This window comes from Lysinibacillus sp. Y5S-8, from assembly GCF_036894365.1.
In the GTDB taxonomy this organism is placed as follows: domain Bacteria; phylum Bacillota; class Bacilli; order Bacillales_A; family Planococcaceae; genus Lysinibacillus; species Lysinibacillus fusiformis_D.
This window is the reverse complement of record NZ_CP145889.1, coordinates 1214488-1237842: the sequence shown is the minus strand read 5'-3', so window position 1 is coordinate 1237842 and position 23355 is coordinate 1214488. Positions and strand designations below refer to the sequence as shown.

Annotated in this window: 22 protein-coding genes; all 22 read right to left on the bottom strand. The window is 38.2% G+C overall.

From position 1 onward, the window contains the following. Positions 1-54 precede the first annotated feature (54 nt). On the bottom strand, positions 55-891 hold the full coding sequence (locus V6670_RS05760) for an alkaline phosphatase family protein (protein WP_338653071.1): 837 nt from the start codon (positions 889-891) through the stop codon (positions 55-57). Beyond that, positions 881-1969, bottom strand: a complete 1089-nt coding sequence (locus V6670_RS05755) for an extracellular solute-binding protein (RefSeq protein ID WP_141903506.1) — start codon at positions 1967-1969, stop codon at positions 881-883. Before V6670_RS05755 ends, V6670_RS05760 begins: the two co-directional genes overlap by 11 nt. A gap of 241 nt (positions 1970-2210) precedes the next feature. Beyond that, positions 2211-2588, bottom strand: coding sequence for a 2-oxoglutarate ferredoxin oxidoreductase subunit beta (locus V6670_RS05750; RefSeq protein ID WP_338653069.1), 378 nt, complete (start codon positions 2586-2588; stop codon positions 2211-2213). 147 nt (positions 2589-2735) lie between these two features. Then, positions 2736-4109: a HAMP domain-containing sensor histidine kinase gene (locus tag V6670_RS05745; RefSeq protein WP_338653067.1), complete on the bottom strand. Its 1374-nt coding sequence runs from the start codon at positions 4107-4109 to the stop codon at positions 2736-2738. Next, positions 4100-4759, bottom strand: a complete 660-nt coding sequence (locus tag V6670_RS05740) for a response regulator transcription factor (protein ID WP_141903503.1) — start codon at positions 4757-4759, stop codon at positions 4100-4102. Before V6670_RS05740 ends, V6670_RS05745 begins: the two co-directional genes overlap by 10 nt. Positions 4760-4769: 10 nt before the next feature. Beyond that, entirely contained in the window at positions 4770-5525 is a 756-nt protein-coding gene (locus V6670_RS05735) for a lantibiotic immunity ABC transporter MutG family permease subunit (protein WP_141903502.1), read from the bottom strand. 3 nt (positions 5526-5528) lie between these two features. Then, a complete protein-coding gene (locus V6670_RS05730; RefSeq protein ID WP_141903501.1) occupies positions 5529-6257 on the bottom strand; it encodes a lantibiotic immunity ABC transporter MutE/EpiE family permease subunit in 729 nt (242 codons plus the stop codon). A 1-nt stretch (position 6258) separates the two neighbouring features. Further along, the gene (locus V6670_RS05725; protein ID WP_141903589.1) at positions 6259-6966 is read right to left on the bottom strand and encodes a lantibiotic protection ABC transporter ATP-binding protein; all 708 of its coding nucleotides are present in this window, start codon (positions 6964-6966) and stop codon (positions 6259-6261) included. A 215-nt stretch (positions 6967-7181) separates the two neighbouring features. Continuing rightward, positions 7182-8048 (bottom strand): 2-oxoacid:ferredoxin oxidoreductase subunit beta, encoded by an 867-nt coding sequence (locus V6670_RS05720; protein ID WP_036121248.1) that lies wholly within the window; start codon positions 8046-8048, stop codon positions 7182-7184. Further along, a complete protein-coding gene (locus tag V6670_RS05715) occupies positions 8048-9787 on the bottom strand; it encodes a 2-oxoacid:acceptor oxidoreductase subunit alpha (protein ID WP_036121251.1) in 1740 nt (579 codons plus the stop codon). The genes V6670_RS05720 and V6670_RS05715 overlap by 1 nt, the downstream gene beginning before the upstream one ends. A gap of 262 nt (positions 9788-10049) precedes the next feature. Continuing rightward, positions 10050-10316 (bottom strand): stage V sporulation protein S, encoded by a 267-nt coding sequence (locus V6670_RS05710; protein WP_004224903.1) that lies wholly within the window; start codon positions 10314-10316, stop codon positions 10050-10052. A gap of 178 nt (positions 10317-10494) precedes the next feature. Next, complete coding sequence (locus tag V6670_RS05705; protein ID WP_338653061.1) at positions 10495-11292, bottom strand: TIGR00282 family metallophosphoesterase; 798 nt, start codon at positions 11290-11292, stop codon at positions 10495-10497. Between the two features lie 405 nt (positions 11293-11697). Then, the gene (locus V6670_RS05700; protein ID WP_338653059.1) at positions 11698-12708 is read right to left on the bottom strand and encodes a glycosyltransferase family 2 protein; all 1011 of its coding nucleotides are present in this window, start codon (positions 12706-12708) and stop codon (positions 11698-11700) included. After that, a complete protein-coding gene (locus V6670_RS05695) occupies positions 12690-14219 on the bottom strand; it encodes an oligosaccharide flippase family protein (protein WP_338653057.1) in 1530 nt (509 codons plus the stop codon). The genes V6670_RS05700 and V6670_RS05695 overlap by 19 nt, the downstream gene beginning before the upstream one ends. Before the next feature lie 19 nt (positions 14220-14238). Continuing rightward, positions 14239-15438, bottom strand: a complete 1200-nt coding sequence (locus tag V6670_RS05690; protein WP_338653055.1) for a glycosyltransferase — start codon at positions 15436-15438, stop codon at positions 14239-14241. Then, positions 15395-16474, bottom strand: a complete 1080-nt coding sequence (locus V6670_RS05685) for a glycosyltransferase (protein WP_338653053.1) — start codon at positions 16472-16474, stop codon at positions 15395-15397. The genes V6670_RS05690 and V6670_RS05685 overlap by 44 nt, the downstream gene beginning before the upstream one ends. 15 nt (positions 16475-16489) lie before the next feature. Further along, the gene (locus tag V6670_RS05680; RefSeq protein ID WP_141903497.1) at positions 16490-17188 is read right to left on the bottom strand and encodes a CpsD/CapB family tyrosine-protein kinase; all 699 of its coding nucleotides are present in this window, start codon (positions 17186-17188) and stop codon (positions 16490-16492) included. Beyond that, positions 17188-17904: a Wzz/FepE/Etk N-terminal domain-containing protein gene (locus tag V6670_RS05675; RefSeq protein ID WP_338653051.1), complete on the bottom strand. Its 717-nt coding sequence runs from the start codon at positions 17902-17904 to the stop codon at positions 17188-17190. The genes V6670_RS05680 and V6670_RS05675 overlap by 1 nt, the downstream gene beginning before the upstream one ends. A 68-nt stretch (positions 17905-17972) precedes the next feature. Then, the gene (locus tag V6670_RS05670) at positions 17973-19130 is read right to left on the bottom strand and encodes an O-antigen ligase family protein (protein ID WP_338653050.1); all 1158 of its coding nucleotides are present in this window, start codon (positions 19128-19130) and stop codon (positions 17973-17975) included. A gap of 19 nt (positions 19131-19149) precedes the next feature. Then, the gene (locus V6670_RS05665) at positions 19150-19944 is read right to left on the bottom strand and encodes a CpsB/CapC family capsule biosynthesis tyrosine phosphatase (protein WP_338653048.1); all 795 of its coding nucleotides are present in this window, start codon (positions 19942-19944) and stop codon (positions 19150-19152) included. A 119-nt stretch (positions 19945-20063) separates the two neighbouring features. After that, the gene (rny, locus tag V6670_RS05660; protein ID WP_036121270.1) at positions 20064-21623 is read right to left on the bottom strand and encodes a ribonuclease Y; all 1560 of its coding nucleotides are present in this window, start codon (positions 21621-21623) and stop codon (positions 20064-20066) included. A gap of 560 nt (positions 21624-22183) precedes the next feature. Then, positions 22184-23248, bottom strand: coding sequence for a recombinase RecA (recA, locus tag V6670_RS05655; protein ID WP_036121272.1), 1065 nt, complete (start codon positions 23246-23248; stop codon positions 22184-22186). Between the last annotated feature and the right edge of the window lie 107 nt (positions 23249-23355).

Here is a 23355-nt window from a genome sequence, read left to right as displayed (position 1 = left end):
ATGGCATAAGAGGGATAGTAGTCGCTCCAACCTAAAAGGAGCGACTACTCTTAGTTACACCTCTTTTGCTGTATACATACCTTCTAGCAAAAGAGGCACCATATCATCCGCAGGCTCCATATTTAATAAATGACAGCACAGTGGTGCAATTTGTAGTTGCGAAATAATCCCTTCTTTTATACCAGCCTTGACGGAATCCGAAATGACAAACAGTGGGACATGACGATCCTCATGCGTTGTTCCACCATGATTACCATCACTTGTCATACCATGGTCAGCCGTCACAATTACCTCATAGCCCTGTGCCATACACTTTGGAATAAATAACGAGAGTAGGGCATCCATCGCTAACACACGATTGCGATATTGTGCAGAATCCGCCGTAAATTTGTGGCCATCATCATCAACATTCATAGGATGAATATAAAGGAAATCAGGCTGCTTTTGATCCATTAACCAAGCTGCATCAGCAAATACATGACTATCTGGATAATGATCCTCAAAATAGAACAAGCCATTGTCAATCGGTAATTGCGTATCAAGCTGTAGCCTGTCCTCCATATAGTTAAATGGTGCTCTATTATAAAGCTCACTCACCCAATGATAGGCGGAGGCTGCCGTGGACAAACCATGCTCCTTCGCGACATGAAAGACACTTTTCTGAGTCGATAAGCGTACCGTCATATTGCTAGTAACGCCATGAACAATAGGGGGTGTCCCCGTTAAAATCGTCTCATATAATGGCCTTGATAATGATGGCACCTCTGCGCAAATCTTATAGCGAGCAGCCACCTGACGCTCCACTAAATGATGCAAGAATCCCATATGTGTACAGGCTGTATCAAAGCGCAATGCATCGATGACAATAAGAACCACTTTGTTATTTTGCATGGATTAACACCTGCTCTTGATAGAGTTGAGGGATTTGCTTTGTTGTTTCTTCCCATTTCTTTTGATCTTTTACTGGCTGTGCATTCGTATACATATCTGCTGGTAATAATAAATCCTTTACATCTTGTGGAAGTTCTACGTTGTCTCGAATCGGGCGCGCATAGCCTTTTGCTAAATTTTCTTGACCAGCGTCAGATAGAATGTATTCACGTGCTAGCATGGCAGCATGGGGGTTTTTGGCATATTTATTAATAATTGTTGCATAACCAGAAGTAACAGATCCTTCCTTTGGTATCACTACGTCGAAGCGCTCCTCATCGATTTGGTGACGATAGCCTAATGCATTAAAATCCCATAAAATCGCTACATCAATTTCACCTTTTTCTAAGTTCGCTACTGATGGATCCCCCTGTAAACGACCTTGTTTCGCTAATTCAGCAAAGAAATCAACGCCCGGCTGGATGTTTGACTCATCTCCACCAAAGGCCATAGCTGCTGCTAAAATAGCAAACTGCGCTTGGTTAGCTGTTAATGCGTCCCCAATGCTGACTGTATAATCCCCATTTTTCAGATCCTTCCATGAGGTCGGGGCATTCTTTACATTATTTGTATCTGTTAAAAAAGAAATTGTTCCAGTATAGCCAACAATCCAGTTTCCTTCATCGTCTTTTGCCCAATCCGGTATTTCATCCCAGTAGGAAGTTTTATATGGTAATGTTAAGCCCTTGTCCTTGGCGATTGGTCCAAAAGCAATTCCAACATCCCCAATATCTGCTGTCGCATCATCTTTCTCTGCTTCAAACTTCGCTAATTCCTCAGCACTCGACATATCCGTATCCTTGTGTTTAATGCTATATTCGGTTCCTAACTCTTCCCAAGTTTCCACCCAGTTCGCCCATGTATCTGGCATACCAACAGAATTAACAGTGCCCTCTTCCTTTGCCTTTTCTGTAATTTCTTCAAGCGATAAATCCTTGTTTACCTCATTTGCACTAGATGAACTGTCAGAACAAGCTGCCAACATGGAAATGGCTAATGCACCGATTAGACCTTTTTTCCACAATTTTTGAATTGCCATGTGTTGGACCCTCCATTTGTTTTGGTTTATTTTTATTTGCTTACAATCCTAATGGTATAAAACAAACATTAAGCAAGTATGGAGGTCTTAAAAATATTTAGTAAAAATTATTGAGAAATTATAAATATCTATGAAAATACCTAATAAGTGAAGGGGCATTGTAAAGCTGAATGAAGGAGATTAAGAAGAAATCTAGTTTTGTATGTGTACGTTGGCTTTACCAGACGTACACATACCTAGATTATTTGGAGAGACCTAAAAAATCTGCATATGTATGCGGCTCATTTTCCTTTAAAATTGTTAAAAATGTAAACGCCAGTTGCACAACTGACCACCATCTCATATTGTAGGACATCTCAAAACGAGAAGGTTCTAACGTAAAGACATCTTGAAAAATCGTGAGCGGCTCGATTTGCTCATCTTTTAAAATAGATAGAAAGCCCAGAAACAACGTATGATCCTTCACTTCAATCAGTTTGTCATCTACAAGAGCATCAATATTTTCAGGTTGCTGAAAATTACACTGTGTAGCTACATAACGCTCTAATTCCTGAGCACGCTTTCGATCTTCACGTTCCTTTTTCTTTGCAATAAAATCAATGACGTTATTCACGTGCATCGCCTCTTTTTTTCTTTTATTGTAGCATTTTTTAAAAGAACATTGCCCGCACCGCCCCCTACAATTTTTACATGAAACCTTTAATTGTGCTTTTACTCGCGATTGATCGCTAAATAATTACTAACAATAAAAAAAGACATCTTATAATTAAGACGTCGCAATGGTGATTATCACTTTTCCTCCTCCCGTTATTGAATCATTAGCCAACGTTAGTGTTCCACCATGTTTTTGAATGATGGACTCGGCAATATAAAGCCCCATGCCATGATGGTCTGCTGCATTTCTACTTGGATCTCCCCGATAAAATTGCTTTGTGGCTCTCTTTAAATCTTGCGATGAAAAACCAGCCCCACTATCCATCACAGTAAAATGAATAATATCGGACTCTCCCTGAACAGATAAAGTGACTTTGCTATTATGTGGCGTGTGCTCTATAGCATTAACAATCAAATTTAATAAAGCCCGATAAAAAAGCTCCTCCTCTATCATAAAGGCATCAGGCAGTTTATCCTTTTCTACACTAACTTCAAGATTTTTTTCTAAAGCAAGCGCCTTCATTTGCTGTTCTAGCTGTTGTATAAATGAAGCCAGCTCTACAGTTGTTTTTACACCACCAACACTTTGCTCCATATTGGATATATCCATTAATTGCTTTGTAAATTTTTCAATTTCTAGCGTATTTTTTAATATATAAGTGTTGTATTCTTTTTGTACTTCATCTTGAACAGTATCCAATAAAAGTTCCGCATTTCCTCTAATAATCGTAAGAGGTGTTTTCAAATCATGAGCAAGTGTAGAAATTTGTTCTCTGCGTGCTCTCTCTGCCTGCCATTGTTGTGTCAATGAAGTATTTAATGCCTCCTTCATCTGCTCAAAGGAAAGTGCAATATCATCAATTTCTCGAATCCCAGATGGTTTTATATGAAAATCTAAATTTTGATGTTGGATTTTTTCAATGGCTTCTTGTAGGCCCAACATTTTTCGTTTAAGTCTTCTGCCGAAATGCACAGCAAGTACCGTTGCCTGTACGATAACGCCTATAATAAACAATAGTAAAGCCGTTAATTGGGGATTAGGTAAATATTTTCTCATAACAGGTGAGCGATACTCAGGGACTAAACCATAGCGTAAAATACACACTTCCTGTTCTCGCTCAACAAATGCATAAAATCGAACATTACTTTTCGTCTCTCCCTTTTGCTTTAAACGCCATGCATGGGAAGCCTCTTTTTCTGTTAAAGTACCAGAAAGAAATTCCCCCTTATTAGAAATCACTGCGTAGTCTACAAGATCAGGAATCATATCATCTGTGACCTCACTGCTTGTAGCAATACGGTCTTTCGCTAAAGTGATTTGTGTTTCAGCATAATTGGCTGGCAAAATAATAGTAGCTGAAAAAGCAAACATAAATAAACCGATTAATAGTGCCCCTAATAAAATGATACTTAAGCAAAGAAAGAATAAATATCTCAGGAAAAATGTATGAAGGTGTGTTCCTTTCCTCGGTTTTATCATCTCCATTTATAGCCGATCCCCCAAACCGTATCAATAACATCTATGCCAAACGCATGTAGCTTTGACCGAATATTTTTGACATGTTCTGTTATCGCTGTACTGTCACTTTTGCCATCAAACCCAAAAATTGATTCGTATATCTGTTCTTTTGAGAAAACTTGCCCACGATGCCGTGCTAAAAATTCACATATTTCATACTCACTTTTAGTTAGCAGGACGCGCTCATTCTGAACAAACAATTCTTTACCAGAAAGATTAAAATGAACTTTATCACTATAAAGGATGTTCCGCTTCTCTCTGCTTTCCCGTCGGATATGCGCATTCACCCTTGCCCGTAGCTCTCCAATACCAAATGGTTTAATCAAATAATCATCTGCACCTAAGCCTAAACCATACATCACATCTTCTTCTAAGGATTTAGCTGTAAGAAAAAGAATCGGACAATCTACAGCATGCCGAATTTGCCCACACAATGTAAAGCCATCCATAATAGGCATCATCACATCAAGCAAAATTAAATCAAAGAAACCTAAATCCATCTTTCCTACTTCTGTCGGTTCGGACACAATGGTTACTAAGTGATTATCTTTATAAAGTGCATTCTTTATCAACATTAAAATATCTACTTCATCATCCACTACTAATATATTTGCCATAATTCACCCTCTAATTTTCAGATGCTCTACCTTCCCATCTCCAAAACCATAAACAAGACAGCGCAAAAGTCAATATGATACCCCCTAAGCACGCCATTATGCCAGTTTGGATACTTGTTTCGAGCAATTTTATATCGGTTCCCATCGATGTTAAAATCCATAATGAAACAAAATGACCGCTCCATCCATAAGGTAAAAAGGGCCAAATATGATCCCCTAAGCCTGTAAGCAATAGGGCGACCAACAGCGCTTCTACAATACCTAAACCAATCGAAGCGCCTTTACCAAATTGGAGGCTTACAAATAAATGTAACATATAGAAAATCACATGACTGCCGAATAGAATACATGCAGCCATACTATAAAATGAATAGCTCAAATCTACTTCATGTAATAATTCTCTAAAGCCAAAACTAAAAATAGCTATAGATAGAAAGATGGCTCCAAAGCTAAACAATAATAATAAGATGAGCTTGCTCATGTATGCCTTTATTTTTATGTTTGTTGTAGCTAGCATACCTTGGAAACGACCAGCGTTTGCTTCTTGCTCAGATGCCATAGCACATACTAATCCTATAATAATCGGTAGCCCACAAGCTAACCCCTGAAAATAGGCAGTTACTTTTCCTTGAAAATCCCATGGCGAATAGGAGTAGTAGGCTAGAAATAGCCCAGAAATAGCAAGGGGGACAAGTATATGTGTCAGCAAAAAAGGTGTTCGTTTTGTTTTAAGGCATTCCACTCTCAATAATCGTAACATGTCCATCCGCTAGTTCGCCTCCCTTTTTTGGAACCACTTCGCAGTTAGAAAGCTAATCATCATAAACCAAGCTAGTGCTATCAGTAAGCCCGGAAGTATAACGCCTTTATCCAATAAAGGACTACCTTGTGGTACTGGTAGACCGTTTGGTAATATGCCAAGTGTAGAACATAATAAACGTGCACCAATTGCAAATGGATAATAATACCATAGTTCCCCATCCGCAAAGGCAACAATCCCTAAGATATTGGCTACTACATTGAGTAAGATGGTCAAATAGGTGCCTAATTTAGCTGCTAGGAAAAGACATAAAGGTATTTGCCACAAAAACGTCAGGAAAATAACAAAAGTACTTAGTAAACTGCTCGCTATTGGTAAACTATGACCGAATAGCCAGCCCCCAGCCGTGATTCCCCCAAAGAAAATAATCGTAATCACAAGAAGCCATATGCTTAATGATACTATTTTTCCTAGCCAAATCTTTTTAAGATCAAGTGGTAAAGCAAGAATACTATGGTATTTTATTTTTTTATCCTTTTCGACCACTAAGGCACAGCAAATCGTCAGTGCGCCTGGTAGCAGCATAGTATACCACCAGTTATAAGCACCTGTTTGAAAATACACGCCACCCATCAGCACGGCACTTATCAGTAAGGTCACAAGGGGCGTAAGCCAAAGTAGCTTGGCAATAAATGTTCGCTTCCATTTTAATTTTTCCGCTTTCATTATGGCTATCATGCTAGTAACCTACCTTTCTATTGGTAGCAACAACCTGCATAAATAGTGATTCTAATTCCTGACCTTGTGGTGCCGGTCCCTGATAGCCAAGCTTGCCATCAGCAATAATGCCAATGTCATCCACGACCTGTTCCACCTCAGACAAAATATGACTAGATAAAATAACGGTGATGCCTTGCTCTGGAAATGAGCGAATAAGCTGACGAAGCTCCTGTATACCAATCGGATCCAGTCCATTTGTAGGTTCATCTAAAATTAACAGCTTTGGCTTGTTTAACAGCGCAATCGCTATACCTAATCGTTGCTTCATACCTAAGGAAAACTGCCCGGCCCGTTTTTTCCCTGTTTTCGTTAAATCTACAATTTTTAATACTTCTTCAATACGACTTTGCGGTAGACCTAACGCTATCGTGCGAACTTGTAAATTTTCCGTTGCTGTTAAATTGTCATACAAGGGAGGTGTTTCAATTAACACGCCGATGTCCTGTAAATCATTTCGTGTCCATGTATGTCCATTAAAAATGATATTTCCGGCATTTGGTCGTAACATACCTGTCATCATTTTTAATGTTGTGGATTTCCCCGCTCCGTTTGGTCCAAGTAAACCGTAGACTGTATTACGTTGGATTTCTAACGATACATTATCTACAATTTTTTGCCCTTTAAACGACTTATTAAGATTTTCAGTCTTCAATATTAAATCTTTCATCATTAGTCATCATCCTTTCGATGACCTTAGTGTAAAAAACAATTATAAGGATTTTATAAGGATTCAATATCAAATACTCGCGATGGCTGTGCTTTTACTCGCGATTCATCTCTAAATACTCGCGGTAGCTAGGCTTTTACTCGCGATTCCTTACTAAAGCATAAAAAAAGCATTTGGAATGTCCTCTCATTCCAAATGCTTTGATTCTATCATTTTTACATAAATTCTTTTACTAAATCATTGAAATCATTTTCGCTCATTTTAATATCGATATCTGTTAATGGTAGCTCTGAGTAGCCAGGTACTTTTTCTTGATACGATGTTGTTTCAGTATCATGATAAATAACACCTGTTACTAAGCCCTCATTCTCCATCACTGTACGCATTGCCATACCACGATCATTGTGATCATAGCCTTCTACATCCGCTAGTTTTGTTAAATTCTCTTTAAACCAATCGTATGTGTTCACTTTGTTATACGTTACACAAGGTGAAAAGACATTGATAAATGAGAAGCCTTTATGGTTGATACCAGCTTCGATTAAAGCTGTTAACTCTTTAATATCAGTAGAGAAGCCTTGTGCCACAAATGTTGCACCACTTGTTAATGCTACCTCTAATGGTTTCAATGATGGTTCAATCGCTCCACCTGGTGTAGATTTTGTAATAAATCCAGCAGCAGAACGTGGCGATGTTTGACCTTTTGTTAAACCATAAATTTGGTTATCCATTACAATATACGTAATATCAATATTACGGCGGATAGCATGAATTGTATGCCCCATACCGATAGCAAATCCATCACCATCACCACCAGAAGCGATGACATGTAGATCACGATTGGCCATTTTTAATCCTTGTGCAATCGGTAGTGCACGACCATGAATACCATGGAATCCATAAGAATTAATATAGCCTGAAATACGTCCTGAACAACCAATTCCTGAAATCACAGCAAGTTCATTTGGCTCAATTCCGACATTTGCTGCAGCACGTTGAATAGCTGCTTGTACAGAGAAGTCTCCACAACCTGGGCACCAGTTTGGTTTCACTGTATTACGAAAATCCTTAAATGTTGCCATTAGCGAGTCAACTCCTTCACACGATTTTCTAATTCACCTGGCAAGAATGGCGTACCATTATATTTAGTAATTGTCGCGATTTTGTCGTGACCACCAATATTCATCTTCATAATATTAGCCAATTGACCCGTATAGTTATTTTCTACAACGATTACTTTTTTCGCTTGTGCTACAAGAGGTGCCATTTCCGCAGATGGGAATGGGTGAATTAAACGAATATGCGCATGATTCACTTTCATTCCTTGCGCATTAAGTCGTTCTTGCACTTCCTCGATAGCTCCTCTTGTTGAGTTAAAGCCTACTAATAAGATATCCGCTTCCTCATGTGGTGCATTGACAAAGACAGGGTTATCAAATTTCAAACTCTCTAATTTACGGAAGCGTTTATCCATTTGTGTTTGACGATTGCCCGTTGCCTCAGATGGCTTCCCTGTTTCATCATGTTCAACACCTGTAACGTGGTGAATACCATGCAATGTACCTGGTAAAACACGAGGTGAAATCCCATCTTCAGTATCTTCATAGCGTTTGAAGTAGGCTTTATCGACAGCCTCATCAAGGTCATCAATCACAATTTTACCTCGACGGATTTCAATTTTATCGTAATCAAACGGTTCTACCGATTGTTTCCCTAGAGACAATTGTAAATCTGTCATTAAAATAACTGGTAATTGCAATTCCTCTGCAATATTAAATGCTTGGATTGTATCAAAAAATGCTTCCTCCATTGTTGAAGGCGCAATGACTACTTTAGGGATTTCTCCATGTGTTCCGTAAAGCATAGCCATTAAGTCCGATTGTTCTTGCTTTGTTGGTAGTCCAGTTGAAGGGCCCCCACGTTGCGTATCTACTACTACTAATGGTTGCTCTGTCATACCTGAAAGACCAATTGCCTCCATCATCAATGAAAGACCAGGGCCTGCTGAAGCAGTAAAGGAACGTACACCACCAAAGTTAGCTCCGATTGCCATTGTTGCCGCAGCAATTTCATCCTCCGTTTGGATAACTGTCCCACCGAATTTCGGTAGCTTCTTAATTAAGTATTCCATAATTTCAGAAGCTGGCGTAATTGGGTATGCTGCCATAAAGCGTGTCCCAGCAGCTAATGCACCAAGTGCCACTGCATCGTTACCAATCATAAACATACGACGTTTGCCGTCTGCAGGTGCAAGCTCCCATTGGCCTACACGTTCACCCAAAAGCTCATTCATAATTTGACGACCACGTGTAATGGCTTCCATATTTTTTTGAACGACCTCTTCGCCCTTTTTCCCAAAAATATCATCGACAACATTTTGGAACACTGCATCCTCTAGGTTAAGCAATGACGCTGTTGCTCCAATGGCTACCATGTTTTTCATTAACGATGTACCAAGCTCTGCTGCTATTTCTGTAAATGGAACAGCAAATAATGGTGCCTTTGAATCTTCTGGTTTGACCGGGTCAAATTTTGCATCCGCTAAAATAACACCGTTTTCTGTGAGCTCTTTATAATTGACATCGATTGTTTCCTGATCGAATGCCACTAAAATATCTAAATCATCCGCAATTGCACGCACTTCTGTTGGACGAACTGTAATTTTATTATTCGTATGGCCACCTTTAATTCGAGAAGAGAAGTGACGATAACCGTATAGGAAATAGCCTAGACGATTCATTGCCATTGAGAAAATCTCACCTGTACTCTCAATCCCTTCACCCTGTTGCCCACCGACTTTCCATGAAAGCTGATGTAACATGTCAACAACTCCTTAAATCCAATGTGTACTATTATTTTTCCTTCATAAGTTTAACACGAAGAAACCTTCTGCACTATTGTTTCTCAACGATTTAGGCGAAAATCAGACCTTTGACTGAAAATCCTGTTCATAAAGTTGTAATTTTCAAATCCAAGCAAAATCACACCTCTATTTCAAGTGACATGTATCATATGTAAACAGGAAAACGAAAAAATGCCTTGCCACGTTATTATGTGACAAGGCATTTTAGTTCATTACTTTTTTATCGAATACGTTTTTCCACGAGCAGCTTCAAGGCTGTACGTTCTTCACCAGCAATTAAAATATCGGCAAACGCCGGTGCGCAAATTAAATCTGTGCCACTTGGCGCTACAAATCCGCGTGCAATGGCCACTGCTTTTACGGCTTGGTTAAGTGCACCTGCCCCAACTGCTTGCATTTCTGCCTGCCCTTTTTCTCTGATTACCGCGACTAATGCACCTGCAACTGAATTTGGATTAGAGCGTGATGATACTTTTAATGAATCCACAATTATTCCTCCCCGTTTCGCGAATAGTGTTTACGCTCAACAACTCATGTCCCCCTTTTTGGACCTCAAGTTATTGTCCGTAGCACATTTTATGCTCCGCAAAACGGAAATAGACTAGTTTCACAAATAAACCTGTATCCACAGCAAAAGAGTCGTAAACCAACATACTTCGACTTATTTATCCTTGAAACGGATAATCCTCATTTATATAAATGCGTTCACAGGCAGTAGCTTTCCCTGTTCGATCATCCATCTCTACAAAGAAACCACTTAAAACCTCTCGACCTTTTTTCGGTACTTCAAAACGGGATGGCATATTTGTTTGGAATTTATAAATGACACTATCCTTCGTCATGCCTAAAACCTCATCATATGGACCTGTCATACCTACATCCGTAATATAGGCTGTGCCGTTCGGGTAAATTCTTGCATCGGCCGTTTGTACATGTGTATGTGTCCCCACAACCGCAGAAGCCTTGCCATCTAAATGCCAGCCAAGGGCAATCTTTTCACTAGTCGCTTCCGCATGAAAATCTACGAAAACAAGTGGTGACGTTTGACGGGCTTCCTCAATTAGCTTATCTGCCATTGCGAATGGGTCCTCATGAGGAGGTAAAAATACACGACCATGTAAATTAATGACAGATAATGTCACACCGTTTTTAGAAATTTGCACCATACCTTTACCAGGTGCCTCACTTGAAAAGTTAGCAGGACGAATTAAATAATCCGCATCATCGATAAAATCGAAAATATCTTTATTGTCCCATGTGTGATTACCCATTGTAATTACATCTACACCTATTTGTAGCAGGCTACTATAAATATTATGAGTAATGCCACGTCCTGCCGCAGCATTTTCACCATTGGCAATGACAACGTCTGGATTATATTTCTTTTTTAAGCGAGGTAAATATTTTTCCACCGCATCTCGACCAATTGAACCTACAATATCGCCAATAAATAAAACCTTCATTTTTTAACCACTCTTTCTTTCCATTACGCCTCTAAATCATTATGCTTTAGAGACTTTAACTTCGCACCTGAATACCATCACTAATTGTAACGCTAGGAGGAGGATTACGCAAAATAAAATATCAATTACGTCTCGGCGTAATTGCCGCTGATACTTCGCTTTTGCGCAGATAAACAATGCTTCCAGATTTTTTCGAGCTAACAAGTAGAAGTTAACCTAAGACCGTCACGACCTGTGACAACAATTAACTGACCAGCATCGTGCAGGCTTTCTTCAATATCAATAACCTCCGTCAGTATCCTTGGAGCAACATGATATTGGTCACACCGTTATTGCTCCTTTTGATGTCTCCCTATTTCAGTTGGCGTCTTCATTGCAAAAAACATCGGCTAAATCAAGATAAATCTAACAACGCGAAATCACTTGATGCTTTTTCACATTTATATAAATTAGTGTTGAAGATAATGTAAACCAATTGTTTTTAATAAGCTTTAAAAAAACAATTTGTTTCATCTTTCGTTTCATTAACTTAACCTTTAATACGTCTGGATAAGCCTTTAAAAAGGATTGAATCTCATACTTCATCTCTTGTGCAGTAGCACTTTGATGAAGAATAATCAATAGCCCCTCCAATTGGTAATTCAGAAAGCTATTTTTCACTTCCGCATAAACCTCTCCATCCTGTAATTCCTTCAAAAGCTTTTTATACAATACATCATAATTGTGTCGTAAATAGACCATGGCTTTTTTTGTTAAAGAGCTTTGATTCGTCACATTATAATAATAAAGCTGTCTTGGCACATAACAGATGGTCTGATTTTTTATGACAGCCCTTGTCAGAAATACTGTATCCTCTGCAAAGCTCATCGCTTCATCAAACCGTAGCCTATGGAAATCTAAAAAGGATTTTTTATACAATTTACAGCTGGCAAAACCAAAATGTGTTTCCCCTATTTCAGTAAATAATTTGTGTAAACAATCTATGGCACTGTAAGTACAGTAGCTGTTGGATGGATAATATAACGACCTGCTGCCCTCCGCTGCATGCCAAAATAAATCGCATTTTGCAATAGCAGAGCCTGTCAGCTTACATGCTTGATACAATTCTTCAAGCATCGTTAGCTCTAGCCAATCATCTGCATCAACAAAGGTAACATATTGACCGTTGGCATGGTCTATTCCAACATTTCTTGCTTTACTAACACCACTATTGGCATTCGTAAAAATGGTCATACGTGCATCAATTTGTGCAAACTTTTGTAAGATCGTTAATGATTGATCTTCACTGCCATCATTAACGACAATAATCTCAATATCCTTTAATGTTTGCTGACAAATGCTTGTTAAACATTTCTCCAAATAGGGCTCAGCATTGTAAACAGGTACAATAACACTCACTAAGATTTTGGACGCCAAAATATTGCGCCTCCTTTACGAAAAAGCTCTATCCACTTTGATTTTTGTTTTTTCGTCAAAGCAATACAAAATAGACTGATACCTGCCAGTAGCGTGTAGTAAAAAATAGATAGGCTAATAGATAGCCAAGTAACTGAAGGGTTTGTTAGTTCCCATAAAAGTTCACTACAGCAAATAGCAACAACAAAGGCCAATACTAGCCTGCCAATAGTTCGCCAAAACCTAAAGATATCCAAGCCAATTTTCTTGTGGTAATACATATTCATAATCACTACATTTCCAATAAATAATGAACAAGCTGTAACAATCGCTGTACCGATTTTGCCATAAAAATAAATAGCCGGTATTGATACAAAAATATTTGCGATGGCAACAATGATTAATAAAATGGTTCTAAATTTAAACAAGTTTTTTGCCTTCAACACATTAAGACCTAGATTTTGTATGAGATCAATACTAAACGGCACCATAATAATGAGGACAATCGCATAAATGGCAATAAACTCTTGACCTAGCCACAATACTAGAAACTCTTGACCAAAAAGAAAAAAGCCCCCTAATATATAGCCCACAACTAAAAATTGAATCGCGCCAACTTTTACGAATAGCTGATTTATTTCTACTAAGCCATCTTCTTTTGTCACAAGCATAGAAATACGAGGTAAAAACAATCCGCTAATCGCTAAAGCCAGTGACATAAAGATCAACACAATTTGAATCGCTACTGCATAGATGGCAACATCCTCGGTCCCCTTAAATATGCCTAATAACACTTGATCTGTTTGCCAATAAATTTTATCAACAATCACAGTAATAAAAATAAAAAATGAATAGATGAAAATTTCCTTTATGAGAGTTGTATTTTGGAGACTAAATGTGAATTGGATGGAAAGCACCTTCATGCAATAAATGGCATCTAACAGTAAAAAAAGTATGTTGTAAATAGCAATAATACAGATCAATGTCACCGCATCTGTTCCCTGTAAAAGAAAAAACAACATTGTCAGGGGCTGCACAACCACCTGTAATAATGTCGTTAATTTAATAAAAATAAATTTTTCATATGCTTGTAAGATGGAAGTGAAGACACCTAACGGAAATTGCATTGCTAAACTAATCGTCATTATAAAGCCCATTAGCCTTGCCTTTTCTAATTGTTCCCCAGATAAGCTTTGCCCAAAAATAATATCCACATGGGAAAATAAGAAAAATCCTATCAATAAAGTAAGACAGCCGATACCAACAAATAATTTCAGAAAAAATCCATTTAATGCTGCTTCTAATGTTGGATCTGCTGCTGCTCGATTTCTAGCAATATAGCGTACAATAGCATTACCTAACCCCAAATCTAAAATGGAGAGATAACCTACGAGTACGATCATTAAGGAATATAGACCAAATTCTTTCTGACCAAGGAGTGATATCATAATAGGTGTGAAAATGAGTGAAGAGAGCATTGTACAGCCGATTGTTATATAAGAAAGAATGGCTCCAATCTTTATTTCTTTCATGAGCACACCTTTCTATTAGTTAGGATGGACTTTCCTTTAGAATTGCTGGATATAATGATTGATATTGCGCAACAACCTGTTGAATTTGAAAATTTGCTAACACATGTTCACGACCAAGGCTCGCTTTTTGTGCATATTGCCGTGAACTGTAATTTAAAGCTGTATTAATCCCACTTGCTAAAGCCTCTGCATCCTTGGCAGCTACAACCTCACCACTATTCCCGACCAAATAAGCACAATCCCCAACATTTGTTGTGACACAGCATGTGCCGCTTGCCAATGCCTCCACTAGCACATTCGGTAGCCCCTCTCCTACTGAGGACAAAACGAATACATCAGCTGCTGCCATTAATTGTGGAATATCCTCTCTACTGCCTAATAAGAACGTCACTTCCTCTAACTGGGCCGACTCAATCAGTTGTAGTAAATCCCTATTGGCATCATCAATTTCAAAGCCTACTAAAAACAAATAAAAATCTTGCCGTTGCTGCCTTAGCTTTTTTACACTAGCCATCAAATTTTCATAATCCTTTAATGGGTCCCATCTGCCAACATGCAATAAAATGGGTTGATTGATGATGTCAAATTGTTCTACAAAATATTGCCTCTTCGTGCTTGGCTTATATTGATCTGTGTTGATGCCATTAACAATGACACGATGCTGCTTACCACTGTAGCCAATCGCTTCATGGATTTCTTTTACTTTTGGTCCACATGAAATAATAGCATCTACACGTTTAGACAATTTTGCACAAAGCTTGGCAATAAAAATTGTCCGGCGTTTATTATCTTGTTTATTGAGATTACTATGGTGAATTCCCCAAATTAATTTCTTTTTTAGCAATATCGCTAGGATATATCCTAGTAAATTAGCATGATACATCCATGTTTGAATAATGTCGCTTTCTTGACATAAACGATAGCAATTCATAAACGCGTTGACACGATTGCTACGCAGATCGCATATCGTTACCTTAATATTTAATTGCTTTTCTATTAACTCACCATACGTTCCCATCTCCGTTAAACAGATGACCTCTACCTCATAACCATCCCGATCCATGTTTTCTAAGAGACGATAAAGCATGGCCTCTGCTCCACCAAGGCCAATGGTCGTGATGATATGCGTAATTTTAATCTTCTTTTGAATAGTCTCATCCTTCGATTTAGTTTCGTTATATGTAGAGCGTGCACAATTTGCTTGAAATCGCTTGTGCATCAAGCCCTTTCATTTTGATATGGTCATGAATCATTTGGTGATCCACTTGACCATTTTGAGTTACAATGGCCTGAAGCCAACTATCAATCTCTCCATGTAAATCTAGATAATGCACTAAACCAATATGTAAATCTACTTCTCTCGGTAAAGTGGATGAAACAATAGCAGGTATCCCGCAAACTTGTGCCTCTAAAAGGACAATCCCAAAGCCCTCGAAGTGTGATGGCAGGAGAAATTTATCAAAGAGTTGAAGGAGCGTGAGTATATCTGCACGCTGTCCTAAAAATCGTACACAGTCCTCTACATTTTTTTGTTGGACGAGCTGTCGAATTTCTTGCTCTAAAGGCCCATCCCCTATCAAAAATAGTTGAAAAGGGATACCTCGCTGTTTTAAATAGACGGAGAGTTCAATTAAAAAAGAATGATTTTTCACTGGTACAAAGCGTCCAATATGCCCTAACACTAATTCATCATCTTTTATACCTAGTTCTTCTCTCCATTTTTTTCTCTCTTCAAATGATATACATTTTACTTTTTGAAGTTCAATTGGGTTTGCTATTACTTCAAAAGGCCTTTTACTAAAGCAAAATTCCCCCGCCTTTTGACTACATGCCACTAATTTCGTTGCATTGTAAACACTTAGTCTTTTCAACAATGCTAACATAATCTTATTGTTCCACTCCTCGGCAACATTCGTATGGCTGTGTAAAACACGGCATTGAACACCCGCTAAACGAGCTGCCAGCAATGTAAAGACCGCTCGATAGCCTGTATGATCGTGAATTGCGTCATATTGTTGCTGCTTTAGGATTCGATAAAGTTTCCTCATATAAGCAAGTGGTCCTTGCTGGGTAATGTATGTTTCGTAAAATATCTTGGAGCCTTGTTGAACTAATGTCTCATGGTATTGCCCTTTATTAAACGATAGAAAATCAAAATGGTACATTGATTTATTCGTATTCGTCCAAATGTCGACAACCATCGATGTAATACCGCCGAAATCTGTTGTTGGAATAATATGCAGAATTTTTTTCAAAGCTATTTTCCATCCTTATTCTTTGCCATAATAATGCTCGTACGTATTGCCCTTTATCTTATAGTTATTCAAGATAACACCTAAAATATTAGCCTTAGAAACTGTTAAGATTGACTTCGATTTGATAACGGCTGCTTGCCCAACCGCCCCTGTATTGACAATTAAAAGGGTGCCATCACATTTATTCGATAAAATTTGTGCGTCCGATAAAAAAAGTAACGGTGGTGCGTCCAAAATAATGATATCGTATATATTTTTCACTTCAGCTAGGAGGGAGGTCATCGTTTCTGAAGCTAATAACTCTGTCGGATTGGGGGGAATTGGCCCACTCGAAATGATATCTACTCCTTCGACGAAAGTTTCTTGAATCACCTCTTGTAGTGCAGATTGCCGTGATAATACTGAGGAAAGCCCTAGAATATTGTCGAGATAGAACGTATGATGCAAAGTAGGTTTACGCATATCAGCATCTACAATCAGCACGCTTTTACCCTCTTGCGAAAATACCACACCAATATTCGCCGCATTTGTAGATTTTCCCTCGCCAGCAATGGAAGAGGTTACTAAAATAGTCTTCACATCTCGATTAGGCTGTGAAAACTTAATATTTGCGCGAATTGTTCGATATTGCTCTGATGGAATCGACGACATATCGGAAACGGTGATCAGCTTTCGAGCCATTGGTATTTTCTTTGTTTTTCTCTTAAAAAACATTAGGATGGCCCCCTGACCCTCAGTTTTTTTCTCGTCAGTAATTCGATATTACTGACGACCCCAATCACTGGTAATGATAAAACCTCCTCAATATCTTGCTCTGTTTTAATAGTCTTATCAATCGTTTCTAAAAAATACGCTAGCACAATAGCCAAAGCGAAACCGCAAATAGCAGCTATGATAAGATTCAGCATTTTATTTGGCTTTACTGGTACAGGCTGCTCACTGCTTTGGGCAACAAAAAGAATATTAATATTGTCCACATGCATCAAGACAGGAATTTCCTCTTTAAACACTTCTGCAATTGAATTGGCGATTTTCACTGCATTCTCTTCATTTTTATCCTGTACGCGAATATTCACCACCTGAGAATTATTGGCGCTCGAAACCTCAATTTGCTTCATTAATTCATCTGGTGTCGTATCAAGTGACAGTACATCAATAACCTTCGCTAAAATAACAGGACTTTTAATAATCACATTGTACGTATTAATGAGCCGCAGATCCGTATCAACATTTTGTGCACCTACTAGTTGCTGATTTTCATAGCTGTTTTGATTGACCAATAATTGCGTTTCCGCTTCATATATCGGCGTCTGAATATAATAACTTATCAATATAGCGATGCCCATAGATAGAATCATGAGCATGAGGATGAAGAACCAGCGTTTTAGCAATACTTTTATGAGACTTTGTATTGTCATTTCTTCATTCACAAATGGATCCCCTCCTAATAGACAAATCGTGCACAATATTAATAAAGTATATTAAACAAGCCTACTGGTTATTCGGACAAAGTCGCTCTTTCGCCTCTATCCCTTATACTTCCACTTACAACAAATACAAGGAGATGAAGCATATTAAAATAAAGTATTTCAAATGTAGAAACCCCCAATACGGCAACCACGACCAAGGCTGTAAAAACGATAAGCTGTTCATTCATCTGACGATAACCCTTGGCAATGGCAAAAAGAAACAAACAGTAGCTAACCAGTGCCAGCAAGCCTGCCTCCTGTAAAATATTAATCAATGTATTATGTGCATGTGAAACACCTATAGACCACAATGATTCAACACCGTGTCCCCAAAAATGAAAATGCTCAAAAACATATTGCCAAATTTCAAGGCGACCATCTGTTATGTTCGTAGATTTTTTCTCCATTTTTAATAGAATACTTTGTACCGCTTCTTGCATCATGTCCATTTTCATCATCACCATTACTACAACTACACCTAAACATGTAAACAGTGCGACCAACTTTATGAAGGGCAGGAAGGTTTTGTTCATGCTTTTAACAATCCAAACCATGACAACAACTGTGGCAAAAGCAACGGTTAATAATGATGTACGCGCATTTGATAGCAAAATAACATACAAACTAATTAAATAGACGACCGTATAAAGTATAAAAAACAGCATGTATTTTATCTTTTGTTGTCCATGTAGCATCTGTATTGTCACGTTATACAGTCTCATTAATACAACTATCACTAAACCAATCATAGAAAACCCCATTGTATTTGGATTTTCAAATACACCAGCAAAAGCTTCAAACATATAATGTGCTTGCTGAAAACATAGCATTAAAAATGGGATATAGGCGATTAGCACACTATTTAACACGATTTCTAATACTTGTGCTTTCACAAGATCATTAAAAAAAATAGAAACAGCTATAAACAGGCACAATAATTGTAAACTGTTTTTCAATAAAATCATGTCCTGATTCATACCTGCTGCTATGACACAAAAAAATGTATACAGACTAAAGAAAACACAGGCTTGTACATTGTGAATATGTATTTTTTTATGCAGGAGTACAGATACCACTATGATGAACAAGCCGATTACTAAAGATAATTTATGATAAATACCAGCGACTGGCTGCATGAGACTCATAAAAATAAGTGTGCTAAACATTAATGTGTAGACTATTTTCATGTGATTGTCACGCTCAATCCTACAAAGACATATGAAAGAAATACCATCGTTTCCTTAAAGCCATATCATCCAATTCGAGTGACAAAATTGGCTTGTTTGCTAAAATGCTTGCATTATTCGTTAAGAGGCGATTAATTGAATCTCCCTCTTTCTTTCTCTCCAAATATTGCAGTGCTGCTTGATAGTAGAAGCATCTTGTACGTAGATTGTGGGCATCAGAGCCTATCGTATGAATGTAATTGGCCCTCACTAAAGCAAGTGATAATCGCTGTACTTCCTTACCATACAATCCGGTTAAACTACCCGCCGTCAATTGTGTAAACACCCCTTGTTGAATGAGGGCATTCAGCTTCTTTGGATTTTCTCTAATAGCCATATTTCGTTCAGGATGGGCCAAAATGGGTTTATAACCCGCTATTTTTAATTGTCTTATCATCTCTACCGTATAAGCGGGGATAGTGCTAGAAGGAAGTTCCAATAAAATATAGTTGGACTTTGCTAATGTATGGAGCTGTTGTTGCTGAAGTAGTGTAGGAAGCTCATCATGTAAGCGTATTTCGTGGCCAGTATGGAGTGTTATTGGTATTTGCTCATGCTGTAACAATTGTTGTAAACCCTTGACTCGCTCTTCGACTTTTTTATATGGGACATGATATTGTGGGTGCATGGCATGGGATGTACAAATGATTTCTGTAATTCCTTCTTTAGCAGCTTGCCTTAACATATTCAAGGAATCTCTTTCATTTTTCGGTCCATCATCTACACCGTATAATACATGTGCATGGAGATCAATCAGGATCATCACATCTTTCATCGTTAATCAAAATATAGCCTTGTTCTTTTTTATGATAAGGGCTCCTTAAACATGACTCTACTGAAAGTAAAAAAGAGGCTCTCTAGATATGAATCTAAAGAAACCTCTAACTTTCAATATTATTTCGCGTACTCCACAGCACGTGTTTCGCGAATGACTGTTACTTTAATATGACCTGGATAGTCTAATTCTTCCTCAATACGTTTGCGGATATCGCGCGCAAGACGATGGGAGGCTAAATCATCAATTTTTTCAGGTTGTACAATAATTCGAATTTCGCGTCCAGCTTGAATTGCATAAGATTTTTCTACGCCATCATAGCTTTCTGAAATTTCCTCTAACTTTTCAAGTCTGCGGATATAGTTTTCAAGTGTTTCACTACGTGCTCCTGGACGAGCTGCTGATAATGCATCAGCTGCTGCGACTAATACCGCAATGACAGATGTTGCTTCTGTATCACCATGATGCGAAGCAATACTATTAATAACGACTGGATGTTCCTTATATTTCGTTGCTAATTCCACACCGATTTCGACGTGGCTACCTTCAACTTCATGGTCAATTGCTTTCCCAATATCATGTAATAAACCTGCGCGACGAGCTAATGCTACATCTTCACCAAGTTCAGCAGCAAGTAATCCTGCTAAATGTGCGACTTCAATTGAATGTTTTAGGACGTTTTGTCCATAGCTTGTACGATATTTCATGCGGCCTAAAATTTTCATTAAATCCGGATGTAAGTTATGAATACCAATTTCAAATGTAGTTTGCTCACCCGTTTCGCGAATTTGTTCATCCACTTCACGACGAGCTTTTTCCACCATTTCCTCAATGCGAGCTGGGTGAATACGACCATCCTGTACAAGTTTTTCAAGTGCAAGTCGAGCCGTTTCACGACGAATTGGATCAAAGCCCGATAAAATAACGGCTTCTGGCGTATCATCAATAATTAAATCAATTCCTGTTAACGTTTCCAAAGTACGGATATTACGGCCTTCTCGACCAATAATACGACCTTTCATTTCATCATTCGGCAAGTTCACAACAGAGACAGTTGTTTCTGCTACGTGATCTGCAGCAAAGCGTTGTAGTGCTAATGATAAAATTTCACGTGCTTTTTTATCTGAGTCTTCTTTTGCACGTGTTTCAGCTTCCTTCGTCATCACAGCTATATCAGTTGTCAGTTCTTTTTCTACTTCATTGAGGATAATTGATTTAGCTTCTTCTCTAGTTAAAGCAGAAATACGTTCTAACTCTGTTTTCTGTGATGCAACGAGCTCATCCACTTTGCTCTCCATCTGTTCAATATGCTGTTGTCTTTCAGCTAGAGCTTGTTCTTTACGCTCTAAGCTTGCTTCTCTCTTATTTAGAGCATCATCCTTGCGATCAAGATTCTCTTCTCTTTGCAATAAACGGTTCTCTTGTTTTTGAAGTTCTAAACGACGTTCACGAATGTCATTTTCGGCTTCAGTACGAAATTTGTGAGTTTCATCTTTGGCTTCAAGTAGTGCTTCTTTCTTCATTGCCTCCGCTTCTCGTTTTCCTTCTTCAACGATTGTTTCAGCGACATGTTTAGCACCAGTGATTTTTGAGTCATTCACTTTTTTCATGTAGATATAGCTAACAGCGGCACCAACGATGAGTCCAAGCAAAGCGGAGATGATAGTAATTCCATCCATATGAACACCTCCTCTTGCTATTTGGGTATTACAGTTTCAGTCGGCGCATACATCTATGTCACTTTGGCAAAAATGTGCTAGATTTTACTTGTGCAAAATCCGTTTTATTAGCCAAAGCTTTCGCTTCATTCAGTAGGTGTTTAGACATCTATTGAAAAGGAACAACAACCACCCATAACAAGGAAATCTTAAAAAGTGTAATGTCCATTTCACTATAAACATTTGCTAAATGAAGACAAAATGTACTGCCTATTTAAAGTCATAATTCAGAAATTATACATATTTAATTGTATAGCTAGCCTCAAACTCTGTCAAGGTTAGTCAGGCGTCTGCTCGCCCCATCGGATAAAAAAAAGTAAGTCCTATCCATACAGTGAATTTTTTCCCTATTACTTTTACACTAGAAAAAAATTCACCTTCAAAACAATTACCATAAAAACAGTACATTAGAAATAACACGTCTAAGGCATAGAGCCTCTCTCTTATTATGTGTAAAAATTGAAGATTATAGACAAAAAAATGCATTGTCCCCTTAAATAAAGCGGGAACAATGCAATCGTTTATTTTTCTTCTTCAAGAAGCAACATTAATTCGTCATCCATCTCTTCTTCATCATGTGCCGCAATTGTATAAGAAGAAGCCGCGATACCATAAGAAGCTCGAATTTTATTAGCGATTTCTTCTAAAACAGCTACATTTTCTTTTAAATACTGTTTAGCATTTTCTCGACCTTGACCTAGGCGTTCGTCACCATATGCATACCAAGAACCACTTTTTTGCACAATATCTAATTCTACACCTAAATCAACTGTTTCGCCTTCTTTAGAAATTCCTTCTCCATACATAATATCTACCTCAGCTGTACGGAAAGGTGGCGCTACTTTATTTTTAACAATTTTAATTTTTGTACGGTTACCAACAATATCATTACCTTGTTTAATTGCTTCTGCACGACGCACTTCTAAACGAACAGAGCTATAGAATTTCAGCGCACGTCCACCTGGTGTTGTTTCTGGGTTTCCGAACATGACACCAATTTTTTCACGAATTTGGTTAATGAAAATAGCAATCGTTTTTGATTTATTAATCGAACCTGAAAGCTTACGTAATGCTTGAGACATCAAACGTGCTTGTAAGCCGACATGAGAGTCACCCATATCGCCTTCAATTTCTGCTTTTGGCACTAAGGCAGCAACAGAGTCAATAACAATAATATCAATAGCACCACTACGCACTAATGCTTCTGCAATTTCAAGTGCTTGCTCCCCTGTATCTGGCTGTGATAATAATAGCTCATCAATATTAACACCTAATTTTTGTGCATAGATTGGGTCTAATGCATGCTCTGCATCGATAAATGCTGCTTGTCCACCTGTTGCCTGCACTTCTGCAATAGCATGTAGAGCAACTGTTGTTTTACCAGATGATTCAGGACCATATACTTCGATAATACGTCCACGTGGATAACCACCTACGCCTAATGCTGCATCAAGTGCTAGCGAACCACTTGAAGATGTCGCAATTTCTAAATCGGTTCTTTCACCAAGTTTCATGATGGAACCTTTACCAAAATTCTTTTCAATTTGTTTTAGAGCCTGTTCTAAGGCTGCTTTACGATCACTCATTCATTTTCCTCCTTCGAAAACTGTTCACTGTTTTTATCTATCTCTACTATACTTGTTTTTGAGAAAACGCGCAAGAAAAAAGCGAACATTTATTCGATTTTTCTTCA

What these genes read in the sequence shown, in the direction of transcription:
- V6670_RS05760 (WP_338653071.1), bottom strand. Translation starts at nt 891, where the DNA reads ATGCAAAATAACAAAGTGGTTCTTATTGTCATCGATGCATTGCGCTTT.
- V6670_RS05755 (WP_141903506.1), bottom strand. Translation starts at nt 1,969, where the DNA reads ATGGCAATTCAAAAATTGTGGAAAAAAGGTCTAATCGGTGCATTAGCC.
- V6670_RS05750 (WP_338653069.1), bottom strand. Translation starts at nt 2,588, where the DNA reads ATGCACGTGAATAACGTCATTGATTTTATTGCAAAGAAAAAGGAACGT.
- V6670_RS05745 (WP_338653067.1), bottom strand. Translation starts at nt 4,109, where the DNA reads ATGGAGATGATAAAACCGAGGAAAGGAACACACCTTCATACATTTTTC.
- V6670_RS05740 (WP_141903503.1), bottom strand. Translation starts at nt 4,759, where the DNA reads ATGGCAAATATATTAGTAGTGGATGATGAAGTAGATATTTTAATGTTG.
- V6670_RS05735 (WP_141903502.1), bottom strand. Translation starts at nt 5,525, where the DNA reads ATGGACATGTTACGATTATTGAGAGTGGAATGCCTTAAAACAAAACGA.
- V6670_RS05730 (WP_141903501.1), bottom strand. Translation starts at nt 6,257, where the DNA reads ATGATAGCCATAATGAAAGCGGAAAAATTAAAATGGAAGCGAACATTT.
- V6670_RS05725 (WP_141903589.1), bottom strand. Translation starts at nt 6,966, where the DNA reads ATGAAAGATTTAATATTGAAGACTGAAAATCTTAATAAGTCGTTTAAA.
- V6670_RS05720 (WP_036121248.1), bottom strand. Translation starts at nt 8,048, where the DNA reads ATGGCAACATTTAAGGATTTTCGTAATACAGTGAAACCAAACTGGTGC.
- V6670_RS05715 (WP_036121251.1), bottom strand. Translation starts at nt 9,787, where the DNA reads ATGTTACATCAGCTTTCATGGAAAGTCGGTGGGCAACAGGGTGAAGGG.
- V6670_RS05705 (WP_338653061.1), bottom strand. Translation starts at nt 11,292, where the DNA reads ATGAAGGTTTTATTTATTGGCGATATTGTAGGTTCAATTGGTCGAGAT.
- V6670_RS05695 (WP_338653057.1), bottom strand. Translation starts at nt 14,219, where the DNA reads ATGAAAGAAATAAAGATTGGAGCCATTCTTTCTTATATAACAATCGGC.
- V6670_RS05690 (WP_338653055.1), bottom strand. Translation starts at nt 15,438, where the DNA reads ATGCACAAGCGATTTCAAGCAAATTGTGCACGCTCTACATATAACGAA.
- V6670_RS05680 (WP_141903497.1), bottom strand. Translation starts at nt 17,188, where the DNA reads ATGTTTTTTAAGAGAAAAACAAAGAAAATACCAATGGCTCGAAAGCTG.
- V6670_RS05670 (WP_338653050.1), bottom strand. Translation starts at nt 19,130, where the DNA reads ATGAAAATAGTCTACACATTAATGTTTAGCACACTTATTTTTATGAGT.
- V6670_RS05665 (WP_338653048.1), bottom strand. Translation starts at nt 19,944, where the DNA reads ATGAAAGATGTGATGATCCTGATTGATCTCCATGCACATGTATTATAC.
- rny (WP_036121270.1), bottom strand. Translation starts at nt 21,623, where the DNA reads ATGGATGGAATTACTATCATCTCCGCTTTGCTTGGACTCATCGTTGGT.
- recA (WP_036121272.1), bottom strand. Translation starts at nt 23,248, where the DNA reads ATGAGTGATCGTAAAGCAGCCTTAGAACAGGCTCTAAAACAAATTGAA.